General features: G+C 56.1%; 8 protein-coding genes. 1 reads left to right on the forward strand and 7 read right to left on the reverse strand.

The genetic code is table 11. The annotated features are described in order from the left end of the window. Positions 1-89: 89 nt before the first annotated feature. Positions 90-3494, reverse strand: a complete 3405-nt coding sequence (locus HY788_09645; GenBank protein MBI4774425.1) for a PAS domain S-box protein — start codon at positions 3492-3494, stop codon at positions 90-92. Between the two features lie 362 nt (positions 3495-3856). Between HY788_09645 and HY788_09650 the strand changes: the two genes are divergently transcribed. Then, positions 3857-5956, forward strand: coding sequence for a PocR ligand-binding domain-containing protein (locus HY788_09650; GenBank protein ID MBI4774426.1), 2100 nt, complete (start codon positions 3857-3859; stop codon positions 5954-5956). A 108-nt stretch (positions 5957-6064) separates the two neighbouring features. Here HY788_09650 and glgP read toward each other — a convergent pair whose 3' ends face one another. From glgP to HY788_09680, 6 genes are all read right to left on the reverse strand, one after another. Beyond that, positions 6065-8587, reverse strand: coding sequence for an alpha-glucan family phosphorylase (gene glgP, locus HY788_09655; protein ID MBI4774427.1), 2523 nt, complete (start codon positions 8585-8587; stop codon positions 6065-6067). 27 nt (positions 8588-8614) lie between these two features. Continuing rightward, the gene (locus HY788_09660; protein ID MBI4774428.1) at positions 8615-10039 is read right to left on the reverse strand and encodes a virulence factor family protein; all 1425 of its coding nucleotides are present in this window, start codon (positions 10037-10039) and stop codon (positions 8615-8617) included. Then, positions 10036-12591, reverse strand: coding sequence for a bifunctional lysylphosphatidylglycerol flippase/synthetase MprF (mprF, locus tag HY788_09665; GenBank protein MBI4774429.1), 2556 nt, complete (start codon positions 12589-12591; stop codon positions 10036-10038). Before mprF ends, HY788_09660 begins: the two co-directional genes overlap by 4 nt. A 51-nt stretch (positions 12592-12642) precedes the next feature. Further along, positions 12643-13461 carry a DedA family protein gene (locus HY788_09670; protein ID MBI4774430.1) on the reverse strand — a complete coding sequence of 273 codons (819 nt, stop codon included), beginning with the start codon at positions 13459-13461 and terminating at the stop codon, positions 12643-12645. Between the two features lie 263 nt (positions 13462-13724). Further along, entirely contained in the window at positions 13725-16814 is a 3090-nt protein-coding gene (locus HY788_09675; GenBank protein ID MBI4774431.1) for an efflux RND transporter permease subunit, read from the reverse strand. Further along, the gene (locus HY788_09680; GenBank protein MBI4774432.1) at positions 16811-18022 is read right to left on the reverse strand and encodes an efflux RND transporter periplasmic adaptor subunit; all 1212 of its coding nucleotides are present in this window, start codon (positions 18020-18022) and stop codon (positions 16811-16813) included. The genes HY788_09675 and HY788_09680 overlap by 4 nt, the downstream gene beginning before the upstream one ends. Between the last annotated feature and the right edge of the window lie 313 nt (positions 18023-18335).

The following is an 18335-nucleotide window of genomic DNA, read 5'->3' on the forward strand; positions in this document are numbered from 1 at the left end:
CGGCCTCGTGGGCTTTCGTTCCAACAAGTTCATCAGAGGACTACATAAGATTAGAGATATTGAGGGAAGATCCGGCTGGGACCACTATTCTATGTAGCCATGTCGGATGGGTATTGCTTCTTTTCCAGGACCTCTCTAACCTTCCCCAGAAGATCCTTATTAAGAAAAGGTTTGGATATGAAGCCCGCCGCACCGGCCGCAAGCACATCTTTAATCTGACGGTCGGCCGAGTAACCGCTGGCAACGATCACCCGGGCCTTGGGGTCGATGGCCCGGATCTTCTTCAGGCATTTGAAGCCTCCCATGCCCGGCATGCCCAAATCCAATATCACCAGGTCCAGCGTACCCTTCTTTCTGCTAAAAATATCCAGCGCTTCCTCGCCGTTCCGGGCAGTGATGACGTCATAGCCCATCCTCTGCAGCATCTCGACGCCCAGGTCTCTCAACGCCGGCTCATCATCCACGATCAGAATCCGCTCGCTGCCTCCGGCCGGCTCCGCGGCCGTCTCATCCGCCGGCGTATCCGCAGGAACTTCTGTTTCGTAAGCCGGCAGGTATATTCTGAACAGCGTCCCCCTCGATGGTTCGCTGTAACAGGAAATGTGACCGCCGTGGGTCTTCACTATTCCGTGAACCGTAGCCAGCCCCAGCCCGGTACCCTTGCCCACCTCCTTGGTGGTGAAAAACGGATTGAAGATCTGATCGAGCGTTTTTGAGTCCATTCCTATTCCGGTGTCCTGAACCTGCAGGAGCACGTAGGACCCGGAACGCACTTCCACATGCTGTCGGCAATAATCCCGGTCCAGGTCGGCGTTGCCGGTTCTTATGACCAGCCTGCCCCCATCGGGCATGGCGTCCCTTGCGTTGCTCGCCAGGTTGACCAGCACCTGTTCTATCTGGCCGGCGTCCGCATTGACCTTTTTCAGGTTCTCCGTCAAGGACGTCTCAATACCGATGTTCTTTGGAATGGTCCGATCGAGCATCCTGACCGTCTCGACCACCTTCTCGTTGAGACTCAATGGTTTGAACTGGGCTTCGCCTTTCCGGCTGAACGTGAGTATCTGGCGCACCAAATTTTTCGCCCGTTCCGAGGCCTTGATGATCTGCTTGATTTCTTCGCTGTTGCTTTTCGCCTGACCGGCCAATTCCAGGGCCAGCTCTCCATACCCCATAACGGCGGCCAGGATGTTGTTGAAGTCATGGGCAATGCCCCCGGCGAGGGTGCCGATGGCTTCCATCTTTTGCGCCTGGCGAAGTTGGGTTTCCAGGTTGGATCTTTCCTCGGCGACCTTCTTGCTTTGAGTGATATCCAGGGCGGTAAAGACCATACCGGCCGACAAGTCCGAGGGGTCCAGAGGGGCGGAACTCAGCAGGACGTCCAACACCGTCCCATCCTTGCGCAGAAACTGCGATTCCACGGAGCCAAGACCTGTGGCGCGTACTGAGGTTTGCATTATGCACCCCACCCGGTCATACTCCTCCCGGCCGGTATAGAGGCGCCTGGACGGCATACCCATTAACTCCTCTGCCGAATAACCCGTCATCTCGCTCATTTTCTCGTTGGTCCATCCCAGGACCCGGTCGGGAACGCTCACCATTCCGATTCCAATGGGAGAAGCCTGGTAGATGGTGCGAAGGGTGGCCTCCCTATTCCTCAATTCTTCGTCCGCCCGCCTGAGTTCGGTAATATCCTGAACGGTCCCCTCGATCCTCACAGGGTTCCCGGCATCGTCGGAAATCAGTTCGGCTTTGGAGTGTATGAAACGGATTTCTCCGTCGGATAAGCGCCGGATCCTGAATTCCTGGTCATAGGTTTTTCCCCCGTCTTTGAATTCTTTCAGGGCTCGGTCCAGACGGGGTCGGTCTTCAGCCGTAACGGCCTTCTGCGCCTCTGCCAAGGGAAGTTCCAACGAAGACGTGGGTTCGAGGCCATAAACCCTGAAAGCCTCCTCGGATCCCCAGACGACGTTGTTGGAAAGGTCCACCTCAAAGTTGCCCACATGGGCTACGCTCTGAGCCCTCTTGAGCCGCGCCTCGCTCGTCTCGAGTGCTTCCGCAGCCAGCTTGCGTTCCGTAATGTCGAAGGTGAGCACCACGATTCCCCGGACCTTGCCTCCCTCGCCGAAGTCGGGAACGTAATTGACCTTGGCCCATCGCCTTCCTTCCGCGAGACGAAACGCGTTTTCGTACGAGGCGGGTTCGCCCGCCCTCACTTTCTCGATGTGGGGCAGAGCAAACTGATAGTTGGTCTCCCCGATCAGGTCCTTGATGTGCATTCCGACAATCCGCTCACGCGGAACCTTGAACCCCTCCTCGAACTGTCTGTTGACAAAGTGGTAGCGGAGATCGTCCATTCCCACATAAGCGATGTATGCCGGCAGGTTGTCCGTTATAAGGCGCAGTTCCTCCTCGCGGCGTTTGATCTCTTCTTCCGCACGCTTACGCTCAGTGATGTCCCGGGTTACCCCCAAAACCTGAGTTGCTTTTCCATGGGGGTCGGTGAGCAGAGTCGTTACGATCTCCGTCGGCACGATAGATCCGTCTTTACGGGGCTGATCGACCTGGATCGTATATATGCGGGCCGACCCGTCGCCCTCCGAGAGCGTGGCTATTCTTGGCATCAGGTTTTTGGACAGCAGACGAAAAGACTCTTTCGTTAACACATGTTTCACGGGTTTGTTCATGACTTCTTCAGGAGAGTAGCCTCGCAGCCGCTGAATGGATGGACTTATATAACTGAACTTCTCCAAGGTAAGATCATAAAGCCATATGACGTCAGCCGTATTTTCCGATATCAGGCGATACCGTTCTTCGCTGCGGCGCAACGCATTCTCGGCCGCCAGACGTTCCTGCCTCTCCTCGAGCAGCCGGCGATTGGCCTCCTCCAGCCCGCGCAGGGCCACGGATTCCTTTTCGAGGGCTCCAGCCAGGTTACGGAAGACCACCGCGAGTGAAGTAGCCGTCAGGAAGTTGAGCATCAGGAAACTGATCGACAGCACCAGCCATTGCTGGTCGGTGACGGCGTAGCGGGCGATCCAGGAGAATTGGCCCTGGCTGAACAACCACCAAGCTCCCAACAAGGTGACGACATTGAGAACCAGGGCGAGAGTCCCGGCCCTAAGCCCGAAAAACACCCCCGTCAGGACGGCAAATGTGAAGAACCACACCAGCCAACCCGAGGCCGGCCCCACGGTCCATAGAACGATTGCGCCGACCAGATACAGCAGTCCGACGGCAATCTGGGCCCGAAGGCGGAAGGCGAGTCTGCGCCGGCACGCCACACCCACGATGAACCAGAGTACGGCCAGGGAATCCACCACGCCCAGCCGCCACCGATCCTCCTGATAGACAAAAGTTAACGATACCAGGAGCGCGACCGGACCCAGGATAGCCCCCGTCAGGTACACAGCATTGAGTATCTGCTCGCGTCCCTCTGCGAGGCCGCTCGTCTTTTCCCAAGTCGTTTGAAATAAACCTTTAAACCAATTTTGCATAACCTTCACATGTGTCCATCAAAAGCGAATCTCGCAAGAAGCAACGGAAAAGGCGCCGATACCCTGCAAAGAGACGGTTTCCGACAAAATCAATTTGAAAAGGGCTTGTAGCCTTAAATGAGGCATAGTATGTTCCCTGTACTCGACCAATCAACCGGACAAAGGGTCTTCAACTGCGCCTATCGCCGGCCGGCTTCGGAACGCCTCTCCGGAATGGCCGATCCACTCGACGCCACGCGCCACCTCTATAGCGGACTCAGAAGGATGACCCTGATGGGCTGGTCGAAGCGGCTCAAACGCCTCACGCTATACGTATCGGTTGGGAAGCATGTCTCGTTAACTCATTTTTCGAAATCCGCAGCATGAAATATAGATTCAGAGATCTGGTGGACGTGCCAAAACTCCAGGAGTTGACCGATGAGCTCTATCGCGCCACTGCGATCCCTTCTTCCATCATCACTATAGAAGGCGAGGTTCTCACCGGTTCGGGCTGGCAGAGAATCTGCACCGAATTTCATCGCCAACATCCGGAAATCGAACGAGAGTGCATTGAAAGCGACATCAGGATAAGGAAAGGTATCGCCGACGGGGAACCCTTCGTCATTTACGAGTGTCCCCGCGGTCTCGTCGATGCTTCCTCGCCGGTAATCATCGAGGGGCAACATGTAGCCAACGTGTTTGCCGGTCAGCTGTTCATGAAACCGCCGGACGAAGACAAGGAGCGATTCTTCAAAGAGCAGGCCGGAAAATATGGCTTCGATGTAGAGCAGTACCTCGACGCCTACAGAGAAATTCCGGTACTTTCGGAAGAGAAATTCCGACACGCGCTTTCCTTTCTGGCCAAACTCGCCGAGCTGCTCGCCGGCATCGGAATGGGCAGGATCAGGGAGTTGAACGCGATGGAGGAAGTACGCGACAACGAACGAAAATATCGTCGTTTGCTTGAGTCGACTAATACGGCGCCTTGGGAACTGGATCTGGCTACGAAAAGATTCAGCTACATGGGCCCCCAAGCGGAGACTCTCTTTGGTTATCCTCCGGAGTACTGGAAGGGATTGGATGATTGGATCCGAACCCTTCACGAGGACGACCGCCGCCGAGCCGTAAACTTCTGCCTGGCGGAGACCAGGTCGGGGAGGGATCACACCGTTGAATATCGCATGATGTCCAAGGATGCCCGTCAGCTATGGATACGGAATGTGGTCTCGGTGGTGTCCGGACCGGAGGGGCCCGAGAAGTTGGTCGGCTTCATGCACGATATCACGGGTCAGAAAAGGGCGGAAGAAGAACGAGGGCGGTTGGAATCGCGACTTCGCCAATCGGAAAAGATGGAAGCGATCGGCACCCTGGCCGGAGGCATCGCTCACGACTTCAACAACATCCTGGGCGCGATATTGGGCTATGCCGAGCTGACCCTGGACCAGACACCCGGTCACGGCGAGGCCCGGGAGAATTTGGAGGAAGTCATCAAGGCCGCCAACCGCGCCAAGGAGCTGGTTAAGCGGATTCTGCTGTTCAGCCGGGCCGCCCATGAAGAGCGCAGGCCCATGGTGCTTGCCGAGGTTGTAAGCGAGGTGCTTAAACTACTGAGATCCGCGCTTCCCAGCACTATTAGGATAGAAGAGGATATTGAAGAGCAGACGGGCTCCATATTGGGCGATCCCGTTCAGATCCACCAGGTGGTGATGAACATCTGCACCAACGCTTACCATGCCATGCGGGAGCGTGGAGGCATGATATCGGTATCGGTCAGATCCGAACAAATCGACCCGAAGGAAGCGGATGAAGTCAAAGGACTGCGCCCGGGTCCCTTTCTCAAACTGTCCATTAAGGACACCGGGTGCGGGATGGACCCGGAAACCCTCGACCGTATTTTCGAACCTTACTATTCCACGAAAGGACTGGGCGAAGGTACCGGGCTTGGGCTGTCGGTCGTAAAAGGAATCGTGGCCAACCACGGAGGGGCCCTGAAAGTGGAAAGCAGAGTCGGAATGGGCTCCTGCTTCAGCGTCTATTTTCCTCGATTCGAAGAAAAGGCCGTCGAGCAGGATTGCGATAGCGACGAGATCGTCCATGGCGCCGGACGCCTGTTGGTCGTCGACGATGAGCCTTCGTTGGCGCATCTTATGAAGCTTTATCTGGAAGAGGTCGGCTACGAGGTCCAGGCAACCACCAGCAGCCTGGAGGCCCTGAACCTGTTTCGGGGCAGCCCGCAACGTTTTGATCTGATCATTTCAGATCAGACCATGCCGGGCATGACAGGGGCAAAATTGGCCGTAGAAACTCGCAGGATCAGAAAAGACATACCTTTCGCCTTGTGCACCGGCTACAGCGACGTAATAGACGAAAAGGGCGCGAAATCACTGGGGGTGGACGCGTTCATCTTAAAACCCATCGATTTTACTACGCTTTCACGAATTGTCCGGAACATCCTGGATACATCCAAACGAAGCTCCGACTGAAAGAACTCCTTAGACAATCAAGAGGCAGGCAGCGAACTCAAAATGATGATTCAAACCGGCGACGCGAACTTATATTTACGAAACATCGAATGGGGAAGATCGAACCATTCATCGGTACCAACAAATCCGATTTGTTTCAATCGGAACAAGAGCACCTTCAAAAGCCGGGATGATTCGTGGCGTATAGTCGCCGGCCGGCCGGCGTGACGGAATCTCGCCGGTGTACATGTACCCTCCTGCAGAACCGGTAATCTCTTCTCCGGGTTTCATGGTGTGGACCATGGGTTCCTCTTCGTCATGGGAATCCGCGTAGATCTGAACTTGAACAGCTCCGGGATCCAGCTCTCCAAGGTAGACCGGCACCTTGAAGGTGTATTGCCCCTCTTGTTCGTGAACCTCGAGATTACCAAAGCGAAGCTGTTGCCAGTGGGTTTCCAGCGAATCGCGCCAATTTCCGAGCAGCACCGCCTTGCGGGCGCCGTCGGCGACGCGGTCACGGTAGGCCGAAGCCGCCGGCAGATACAATCTTTCCACGTATTCGCGCACCATCCGGTTGGCGCTGAAACGAGGCGTGAGCTCGGCCATGCTCACTCGCATCCGCGCCACCCACTCTTTCGGTATACCGTCGGAGCCCCGCTTATAAAAGGCGGGGATCACTTCCTCCTCCAAGAGTCGGTAGAGTTGATCCGCCTCCCGGGCGTCCCATGAAGAATCATCGTCATGTTCCCGGCCGTCTCCAATGGCCCAGCCCGTTTCCGGCGCGTAGGCCTCCGCCCACCAGCCATCCAGTTCCGAGAGGTTGAGGCCGCCGTTGACCAGAACCTTCATGCCGCTTGTGCCGCAGGCCTCCCAAGGTCGACGCGGCGTATTGATCCAGAGATCGACACCCTGCACAAGACGCTCCGCGAGAGACATGTCGTAATCCGCAAGAAAGACGACGCGCGAAACCACGTCCGGCCGACGGATGAAGAAGGACCACTCCTTGATCAAGGCCTTACCCATCGCGTCTCTCGGATGCGCCTTACCGGCAACGATGAGTTGCACGGGTTGCTCGGTGTTTTGAAGCATGCGCGCCAGACGATTCGGGTCGCGCAGCAGCAGATTCGGTCTCTTGTAAGGTGCGAAACGCCGGGCAAAGCCCATGGTGAACGCGTTGGGATCGAGACGTTCCATGGCCTCATCCTTCTCTTTTCCGGAAGCGCCCATCGCCTCGAGCTGGCGGGCCAGTCGTTTGCGCACATACTGAATGAGGCGCCGGCATCCTTCACTGCGGAAGGACCAGAGGGTTTCATCCGGCACCGCCTTCAGGTCGGCTTCAAGGCCGGCCATGGTTCCCATCCAGCGCCCTTTGCCGCAAGCCTGCTCCCACAAGTCATCCGCTGCCGCCGAATCCCATGAAGGCGTGTGCACACCGTTTGTTATGTGGGTCACCGGGACTTCCGGTCGCGGCCAACTAGGAAAGAGCGTCTGAAAAATACGGCGGCTTACTTTTCCGTGCAGTCGACTTACTCCGTTCACCCTACCCGATCCCCGAATGGCCAGATACGCCATGTTGAACGGTTCCTCTCCATTTTTCGGGTCCATCCGACCGAGGGCGAGGAGGCGGTCCAGGTCGATGCCGAGTTGGTCCGCATAGACTCCCAGGTAATTGCCCATCATGCTCGGAGAAAAGCGATCAAAGCCGGCATCCACCGGGGTATGGGAAGTGAATATATTGCCGACCCTCGTGGCTGCCAGCGCCACATCGAAGGGTTGATTCGAGTCCTCCATGAACGAGCGGGCTCTTTCCAACACGGTGAGCGCAGCATGACCCTCATTGAGATGGCATACTTCCGCTTCGATGCCCAAACTTCGCAGAAGCCGCCACCCGCCTATACCGAGGACCATCTCCTGCTGGAGCCGCACTTCCGGCCCGCCGCCATATAATTCGGACGTTATGCACTGGTCCGCCGGACTGTTGGCCGGGTCATTGCTGTCGAGAAGATAGAGGATCGTACGTCCCACTTTGGCTTGCCACACTCGAAATCGCACCTGCCGGCCAGGAAAGCGCAACGCCATTCGCAGCCATTCTCCTTTCGAATCGCGCGCGGGCAGAATCGGAAGCATACCCGGGTCATTGTAGGGATTGAACTCGGTCTGGGCTCCATCGGAAGTTATGACCTGTCGAAAGTAGCCCTGCTGATAAAGGAGTCCTACTGCCACAACAGGCACTCCGAGATCGCTTGACGCTTTCAGGTGGTCGCCCGCCAGAATCCCGAGCCCTCCGGAATAAATGGGCAGGGCTTCGCTCAAGCCAAACTCCATGCTGAAGTATGCCACGGTCAATCTTGAAGCCTCGTGGGTCCTGGCATACCAGCTCTGCTGCCCCAACCCCGCTCGGTGTTTCTCGATGTGTTTCTCCAGCTCCAGGCGGAAATCCGGATCCTGCGCCAGGGCGTGGAGTCGAGCGGAAGAAACCGATTGAAGAATAAGCCAAGGGTTCCGGGTAAGATCCCAAAGCTCGGGGTCGATGCGTTCCCATAGCGGGTCCGTCGAATGGCTCCAGGACCAACGAAGGTCCAGTGCAACCTCGGCCAATCCTTCCAGCCCTTCAGGCAGGGGAGGTAAGAGATAGTAATGGGAAATGGTCATTTTTGTCTCCCGTGGTAAAGAGCATGCTCATTCATTTTGGGAAAATCCGGGTGATGAATCCCGTACTTCTTGGATGATGGTTTTGGCGATGGCGTCGTATCGCCCTCCAAAATGATGGCCTCCCGGCAAAACCACACGTTTTACGAGGTCCTCATCCGCTTTGCTGCAAAGAGAATCGCTTTCACCCTTCCCGTAAAAGCACAAAATCTTCATGCCGCGCAACTTCTCCAACTCCGGAAGCACCGGACTTTCGTTCGCATCGGCTCGCGAACGGATCCACTCCAGGATGTGGAATTCAAACGCCACTCGTTCGCTCGGTCCTAGAAGACCGATTAGACGCACCTTCTTCAGAATATCCTCTGGAAGTCTATTCGTCATGAAAGGCAGGACGTTCGCTCCCAAGGAATAGCCCAATAGGATGACCTCTTTCTTGTTCCACTGTGCCAAATAATGTCTGATCGTCCGTTCCAGGTCCTTTGCAGCTTCCTCCGGCGTTTTGCGTTTCCAGAAATACTGAAGAGCGTTCAGGCCTACCACTGGAACCCCGCGAGATGAGAGATCATTGGCAACATCCCGGTCGATACCGGCCCACCCCCCGTCGCCTGAAATCATGACGCCGAAAGTCTGAGATCCTTCCGGCCGGGCTGCGACTTCCACTAGTGGGAGATCCTTCAGACTATCGGACACGCCGGCTTCAGCGGGCCTCGAGTTTTTGGTCATGCGTACAAAGGTCTCTTTGAACTGTGGCATCCAATTCTTAGGCACTGAGAAACCGTGACCGACCTTCGGCAACAGAACGATTTCTCCTCCTCTCACTTTGTTGATATAGGCTGAGGTCTTTTCAGCTTCGCAAACCTGGTCGATGGTTCCTTGAAACGCCACCCATGGAGCGTTAAGGTTCTTCGCTGGAAGAAAGCTATACCCTTTGCCTTTGGGCAAACGGATCCATTCCAGGCCGGCGCCCCTGCAAAGCGGTCTCTGAATTGGAAGGTCCGGGCAGAAGCCCATGCTGATCGCTCCCTGAAACGTGTTGGGAGGAGCCTGGAGCAGAACAGCATAAACCAAAGTGGCGCCGGAGGAGTAGCCTACCAGTATCGGGGGCGTGTAGTGCGGGAAATCGAGGGTTTTTTGGACGAACTGACTCAAGGCCTCGAAGTCGGCGGCAGGGTACGCACAGGTTCCGTGCTCCTTTTCCATTTCATTCAGGTAGTGGACAATATCGATCCCCGCCACCAATGCGCCCAAACGGGAAAGCTCGCGGGCCATATCAACGACTCCGAGATTCCACCCCCCATCGCCGGACACAAAAAGGACCACCTGGGATGGATGAGGGGATTGTCGAACAACACTGACTCTCCCGAACGGCCCGAAATTAAGTGACTCTTCCCCTACGGCCGCCGCGCTGCCCGCAAGAACTATAAAAGATAAGAGAAAAAGCGGAACGATCTTCATCTTGCGATTACTCCTTTTAAGCCCCCCGAAACGAGGGTCGCAATGTTGACCAGTAATCTAGGAACCACAATTCCTCCCGGACAGGCCAGGTATTTAGGCGTCCAAACAGGATCGAACTTCTCCTTGTACTGCCTGAGTCCCTGAAAATTATAGAAGTGTTCCCCGTGTCGGAAGATGTATGCACCCACACGGTTCCAGAGGGGCGCCAGCGCGTGTTCTCCCAGACCCGACAAGGGCGCCATGCCTAGATTGAACCATTGATATCCCTCGATCTTACCCCACAGCATGAGTTGAATAAAGAGATACTCCATCACCCCGTGGGGGGCATCCGGCATGTACCGCATAAGATCGATGGATAACTCGTGTTTCTCCGCCCCGGGCCATATGTTAGCGAAAGCCAGGACCTTCCCGTCCTTGCGAATGATGGCGGCGGGGAGTTGTTTCAGGTACTCTTCGTTGAAAAAACCGAGCGAAAATCCCTTCTCTCCGGTTTTTTTCTCTCCCAACCAGGCTTCGGAAACGCGCCCCAAATCCGGCAACAGAGCGGACACTTCGTCTTTGGAGACAACCTGAAAAACGCAGCCTTCTTTTTCCAACTTGTGAGTGGTATATCGCAGATCCTTGCGGTCCCTGCCTTCCAAAGCGAACTTCTCCAATGAAACTCGAGCCTCTTCTCCCAGTTTGAGGAGGGTGAGTCCAAGATCCAGATACACATAGAGCTTTTCTGCGCTGACTTCGTAAAAAATGGGCCATCCGGCGAAGCGATCCGCCATTTTGCAGAACTGCCAAGCCAGTTCCGCTCCCTCTTCATCCCGACCCACAGGATCTCCCATACTGACCCAACTCCGTGCTTCGACACCATACATGATAAAGGCATCGCCGCTCTGGCTGAAGAGGAACGACTTGTCCCCGAGAAGAGCGAGATTGGCATACGTCCTGGTAGAACGTTGAACGATGACGCTCGCCCTTGCCAATTCCTCTTTCCTTGTACCGGAAAATCTTGGGGGGGCCGGGCTGAGCATCTTGGCCGCAATATAGAAGGATAGGAGCGCTACGACCCCTACGCCGGCTCGGGCAAACCGTGACGCATTTCCGGCAAAGGCAAAATACCACCAGAGATCGCTTCTGAACTCGACATGCTTGTATGAGAAAAGACCCAACCACAAGGAACACAAGAGTACGGCTGCGATACCGGCGATCCACCCCGGGCTGAAGCTCACTCTGAAAAGCGACGCGGACCGATAGAAATGCCGGCGACAGGGAAGAAGAGCGCCCATCATAACGGTCAGAATGATCGCTTCCTCATAATCCCATCCTTTGAGCAAGGAGAATGTGATTCCTCCGGCCAGAAGGAAGACCGTCAGCACATAGGCGGCATCGATCCGGCGCTGAAGGCCCCTGGCCAGAAGAAGCAGCCCGCCGCCGACAAGGCTTCCCAGGAAGTGGCTAATCTCCAGCACCGGCAAGGGGATGACGTGCTTGAGCCACGCAAGCCGACTGCCAACGGCTGGCGTCGCTCCGGAGAAAAGCAAAATCGCCCCCCCCACAAAGGTGCTGAGAGCCAGACCCTGGGGCACGATGACGGATCCCCATCGACTAAAAAGATGGGCGACCCTTTGCAGGGAGTCTTTTTCCCGAAACGCTTCTTGAACTCCCAATAATACAATCGCCGATAGGAATGGGAGGACATAGTAAATGCCCCTGTACGCCAGAAGGGATCCGACGGACTGGGATGCGGGAAGATGCGACGAGATGAGCATGACGAGAGCCGTCTCGAAGACGCCGATGCCTCCGGGGACCTGGCTTATGAGTCCAATCAATTGAGCCAATAGATAGAGCCCGATAAACTCCTTGTAGGAAAGCCCCGGAACCGACGGAAGGAGGGTGTAGAGTACAGCGCCCGCCAGAAGCCAGTCCAAGGAAGCCACCATGATCTGGGATAGTAGAAGACCGGGAGAAGGTAAAGAGAATTGCCAACCTTTCACCTTGAAAGGCCTCTTCACCAAGAGGCTCCACAATAAGACCGAAACCACGATAACAAGAAACAGCATCCCGAGAATATGAACGGACTTAAATGGGAAATGAAGAGCCGTGGGAAGCGCCAGAGGCTCGAACAGAAAGGCCAAACCTTCAACAGCCAGGAACCCGAGCCACAACGTCAAGGTGCAAAAGCCGACAACCTGAGTAATTTCGAAAGCCGTCAGACCCCATGTGGAGTATAAACGGTAACGCACCGAGGCCCCGGCAATCATTGAGAACCCGATGTTGTTGCTGAAAGCGTATCCGATGAAGGAGGCCAGAGCTGTTTTTCGGTACGAGAGCGGGTGGCGGATATAGCGCAACGCCAGGGTGTCATACCCTGTCATAATAAAGTAGCTGAGAGCCGTCAGCAAAAATGAAAAAAGAACGCCTCGAACGGGCAGGCCGTACAAATGGCTCAGAATATCGTGAAGGTGGTATGTTCTGAGCTGATGATAGAGGACCACTAGAGCCGACGTGAAGAGCAGAAGGCCGAACATCGGTCCCACTATACGAAGAACCTTTCTATTCATCGGAAGGTAGGTCCTTTCAGCGCGAACCTATCTTAGATTCCGCCGTTTTGTTCATTCCCTTTGACCTTGCCCATTACCGCGGAGGCAAGGCTCTTCCAACGGAGTGTCATCAAGCGCCCCTTGCTTCCGGCCGGTCCTTATTTCAACCCTACGGCGTTTTCTTCGGCCCGAAATGAAATGCACTGCCCAGATCACGGCTCCCAGAGCGGCAATAGCTCCAAAAACTCTTACCTCATAGTGTCTCACATCTCCGAGCAACAACTCCAGTGCATCTCCAAACAGGTAACCGGCGACGCCCACGGCGATGGCCCACATGGACGCTCCGATGGCGTTTAACAAGACAAAGAGAGGAGCAGGAACATTGCTCATGCCCATTACAAAAGGGGCGGCAGTGCGAACTCCGTACAGAAAGCGGAACACAAGAATGAAGGGGTACCTATATCGGCTGACAAGTTTCTCGGCTTTTTCCACGCGACACTTCAAGGAAGGCCATTTTGCCAGTATCTTCTTGCTGCGCCAACGTCCCAGAAAAAAGAAGAACTGGTCCCCCATAAGGGTTCCGGTAAAGGCGGCCAAGACGACGAGGGGAAGGTGCAGATATCCCCGGTGTGCGGCAAATCCGCCGATCACGAGAATGGTCTCACCCTCGAGAAAGGTTCCCACCAGGATGGCCAGGTAACCATAGGTGTCTATCAGTGATTCCAAGATCATTCCAACCCGTTCCTTAATCGCAAAGCCGACATGATTGTAATGGCGAATAGATAAGGTGAAATTGAAAAACAAAAAGAAGAAATCCAGGATTAACAAGAGCAGTCTGATCGTCCACACAATCAAGCTGTTTGTTCCAAAGATATTGAACACATGAAACACATCGCTTGCGCGGTCCGTGCTGAATGCGACGCTGATCAGGTCAAGTCCGACCCGGCCGAGCCATCGATGAGGACATCATCGAATCCGGGTTCTTACTTCCCGCGATACGAGTCGTTCATAACATCGAGATGCTCCTATTCAGGTTTCATTCATGAAGAAACAGGGTGCAGCGAGACCGCCCTTCCACTCGAATTGTGTGTCGAGTACCTCGAATCCGGCCATCCGGATGAATATTGGGATGACGAGGGCGACAGGGCCGGTTTTCAATCCGGACTTGCTTTCTTTTCGGGATGAAACAAGGAATAGACCACCGGAATCAACACCAACGTGATCAGCGTGGATCCGGTGAGTCCCCCGACAACCGCGCGCGCCAGAGGCGCCTGGGCGTCGGCGCCCTCTCCGATGCCCAGAGCCAGAGGCATGAGGCCCAGGATCGTCGTCAGGCTAGTCATCAGAATCGGCCGCAATCGGCGCCGGCCCGCCTCGGCCAAAGCATCGTACGTGGACATACCGCTACCGGCTAATCTACCGGCCTGGTCCACCAGAAGAATCGCATTGTTGACCACGATCCCCCCCAGCATGATACAGCCGATGTAGGACTGAACGTTAAGGGTAGTCCTGGTGACGAAAAGCGTAACCAATACCCCCACTGCAGCGAGCGGTACTGAAAACATGACCACCAAGGGATCCCGTAACGACTCGTACTGGCAAGCCAGCACCATGTATACGAGCAGGAGAGCCAGTATGAGGGAGATCACCAGCTCGCCGAACGCCTTTTGCTGCTCCTCGAACGTCCCGGCGACCGTCAGGTCATAACCGACGGGACGTGGAATGCGATCCAGCAAGACATTAACGTCCCGGGCCACGGAGCCCAAGTCCCTTCCCGACACGTTGGCCTGGACCGAGACGGTTCTCTGCTGGTCTTTTCGGTCAATGAGGACCGGGCCGCGACTCGCTTCGTTGGTGACCACGTTGCGCAGCGTTACCTGCTCGCCGGATGCCGTGGTCAGAGTGAGGTCGAGAATCTCATCCAGGGACCGTTTCTCCGCATCCTTGAGCCGCACGAGAATGCGATACGAGTTTCCTCCGGTTCGATACTCGCCGGCTTTGGAGCCGGCCACCGCTGTTTCCAGAAGCTGCGTCACGTCGCGAACGCTCAGGTCGAGATCCGCCACCTTGTCTCGGTCCACGCGGATTTCCTCCTGGGGTACTCCGGCCTCGAGACTGGTCTGGACATCTGTAATGCCCGGTACCTCGGCAATCGACTCGTCAACGCGTTGGGCCAGGGCGTCGAGAATGGCGAGTTCGAACCCGCGGATCTCGACCGTCAGTCCTTCGTCACCGCCCAGGATCCGTTCCAGCAGGAACTGGCCTTGGGGCGCGCGTGTACGGATTTCCATACCGGCAATGTTGTCTCTCAATTTGCGACGAAGATCCTCGGCGATCTCCACGTTGGAGCGTTTGCGTTGCGCGGCCGACAGCAACGACAGGCGGATTTCACCCTCTGCGCCCGCGTCCGCCCGCCAGCCGACTGCCCCCACGCTGGCCACCGATGCCACGGCCTCGGGCACGGCGGGGTAGACGATCTGCTCCATTTTCCGCGTCTGCGCGTCGACCAGGTCCAGTCGGGTTCCGATTTCCATCTTACCGGTGACATGGACCTCTCCCTCATCGCTGGGCGGAATAAATTCCGTGCCGATGAAGGGCAAAAGAAGCAGACTTCCGCCGAGAAGGGAAGCCGCCGCGAGAATGGTGATCAGGCGATGAACCAGCACCCGACGAATCAAATTGAGGTAGGCATTGTCGAGACCTTTAAAGAAACGGACCGCGATATCGTCTAATCGGACGATCCATAATTTTCGTTCCTTGTGGTCCTGCGGAGACGACCTGACGAGCTTGGATGCCAACATGGGCACCAGACTCATGGCCACCGCCAGGGAGCAAATCAGCGAAAAAATGATGACATAGGCCAGCTCCTGAAAGAGAAGGCCCGAGACGCCGCGTACGAAAACCTGCGGTACGAAAATCACCAAGGTGGTAATGGTGCTGGCCACAATGGCCGGTCCCACCTCCCGCGCACCTTCCACGGATGCGACCGCTGACGGCTCGTTATTCTCGTTCTGACGGCGGAAGATGTTTTCGAGCACCACAATGGAACTGTCGACCATCATGCCCACACCCAACGCCAGTCCGCCCAACGTCATCAGGTTGAGCGTGAATCCGCCGAAGTACATCATCGCAAACGTTGCCACGATCGAGATGGGGATCGAGAGAGAAATCACCAACGTGCTTCGGATGTTGCGGAGGAAAAACAACAGAACCAGGATGGCGAGCCCGCCGCCGTAAAGCACCGATCGGGCGACATTGGTGATGGACCGCTCGATGAAGTTTCCCTGGTTGATGACCGGTACGACCTTGATCTGGGGGAAGTCTTTATTGACCTCGGCGATTTCATCGAGGATGCGTTTGGATACGTCAACGGTATTGGCATCGGCCTGTTTGCGAATGCCCACCCGTAGTCCGCGTTCATCATTGACTCGCACGATACGGGTTAATTTTTCATAAGTGTCATTGACCTCGGCGATTTGACCGAGCGTTACCGCAGCGCCCTCGCGTCCGACAATGACCGTGTTACGAATCTGATCGAGATTGGTGAATTCCGCCGGCGCACGCAGAGTGACCTCGTGACGTCCCTGCTCGATCTTGCCCGCCGGCAGGTCGAGGTTGGCGTCGCTGACCGCTTTGATCACCCGGTCCATGGGCAAACCCAACGCCTTGACCCGGTCGGGGTCCAGTTCAATGCGGACTTCGCGATTAAAGCCCCCCCAAACGTCGACCTGAGCTACGCCCGGAATACGGGCGAACCGGTAGCGGATCTGAACTTCGATCAATTCGGTGAGTTCCACAGGATCAAGGCTGCTGGAAATCCCGAGAATAACCACTGGAAAACTGGCGATATCAAATTTCCGTACGCGGGGTCTGACGATATCTTCGGGCAACTCGTTGATTTCGTCCTCGAGCTTGCCTTGTACGTCGATGGCAGCGGTGTCGATTTCGGTGCCCCAGGCGAAGCTCACCCGAACACTGCTGTTGCCCTCGGAAGAGGTGGATGAAATTTCCTCGACGCCGGGCGCCGTGGCAACGATCTCTTCAATGATCTGCGTTACCAGCCGCTCCATCACCTCGGGACTGGCGCCTTCGTACTCTGTGCGGATCGTCAGCGTCGGCAGCTCGATATTGGGCAGCATATCGATCTGCAGTCGGCTCAAAGACACGGCCCCAAGGATCACCACAATCAGGGTCACCATGGTGGTAAAGATAGGACGACGAACACTGAAACCCGGTAGATTCATCTGGTGTCCGCCTTTGTTCCCTCGGAAACGGCTCCCCCGCGCGCGGCGGGAATCGTAATCTTCGACCCGTCGTCGATGAGCTGTTGCCCCAGGGTTACAACCCGCCCTTGCAGCCCATCGCCTTCCACCTGTACCCACTCGCCTTCCCGGATGCCCACTTGTACCGCACGCCAGGTAACCGAGTTCCCATCCTTGCTGACAACAAAAACTCCGCTCTGATTATTGCGGGCGGTCAGTGCCCCTTCGGGGACGATGGTGGTTTCGGAAACCTTGTCCATTTCCACTGTAGCTCTGATGAACATGCCGGGTTTAAGCCGATGTTGCGGGTTCTCGATGATCATCTCCACCCGCGCCTGCCGTGTAGACTCGCGGAAAACAGGGGCGATTCGTTCGATCCGGCCTTGAAACAATTCAGAGGGATAAGCATCCGTCGTCAATGAAACGATCTGTCCGGGCTTCAGATGAGCGTAATCTCTTTCGGCGACAAAAAATACGCCGATGATCGGACTTAGATCCACGATCAATAGCAGCGGTTCGTTGGCCGCAATGGTCTGGCCTTCGTCGAGATAGCGCTCGGCTACGACACGATGCTCGTCCCCACCGGACCAGTCGGCGGTGACTTTGGTGTACCCGAGCCGGATGTTGGCTGTTTCCAACGATGATTCGGCTTTGGTCACCTCGGCCTCGGCGACTTCGAGTTGTACCTGCTTGGCCAGATGTTCCGCCTCGACCGCGTCGAACTCGGAATCCGAGGCGATTCCGCGTTCGCGAAGGGATTTGGTGCGCTTGAATTCCCGGACTGAGGTGTCCAAGGCGCTCTTTGCCTTGGCCAGATTGGCCCTGGCCACCACCAGATCGGCCTGGGCCTGGGCCACGGCCTGCACGTATTCGGCGTTGTCCAACTCCGCAACTACCTGGCCCCGCGCCACCCTGTCGGCGATGTTCACGACCATTCGCTTGACCCGCCCGCTGACTTTGGGAGCGGCCACGAACTCGGCCAACGCTTCGAGAGCGCCACTGAACGTGCGCCGCAACACAATGGGTCCTTGCCGAATCTCAGCCACCTCGACCGGCGCCGGTCGAGAAGCCTTGTTCTCTTGGCTCGGGACTGCCCCGTCCCGTGTTTGACCCAGGATCGCCCAAATTAATCCTGCAGTTCCCAATAGAAGGACCGCCGAAACGACCAACTTCCGACCAACCCGTTTCATCCGTGAACCATCCTCACACCCGTATTCAATACCGATGTCTTCATTTCGATTGAACAAGCACCACAGAATCAAAAATAGCATAGCACCGAGGGAACTTAAGGACAAACAGTTCGCAGCGCCATAGTTGTGCCTTACTGAAGGGCCGGTCGAGCATGCCGCCTACGCCTGTGCGTGACGGAAGCGGATGCTTGACCAACAAGGCCGCCCGATGGCAAACTGGTGTCCAAAGAACCGGGTGCGGTACCAATCCTCATCTTCAGGGCATAAGAGCTACCCTCCGCTCGGAACGATGCCGGTGGAATGTTCTTAACTG

The sequence above is a fragment of the Deltaproteobacteria bacterium genome (assembly GCA_016208165.1).
Lineage (GTDB): Bacteria > Desulfobacterota > Desulfarculia > JACQYL01 > JACQYL01 > JACQYL01.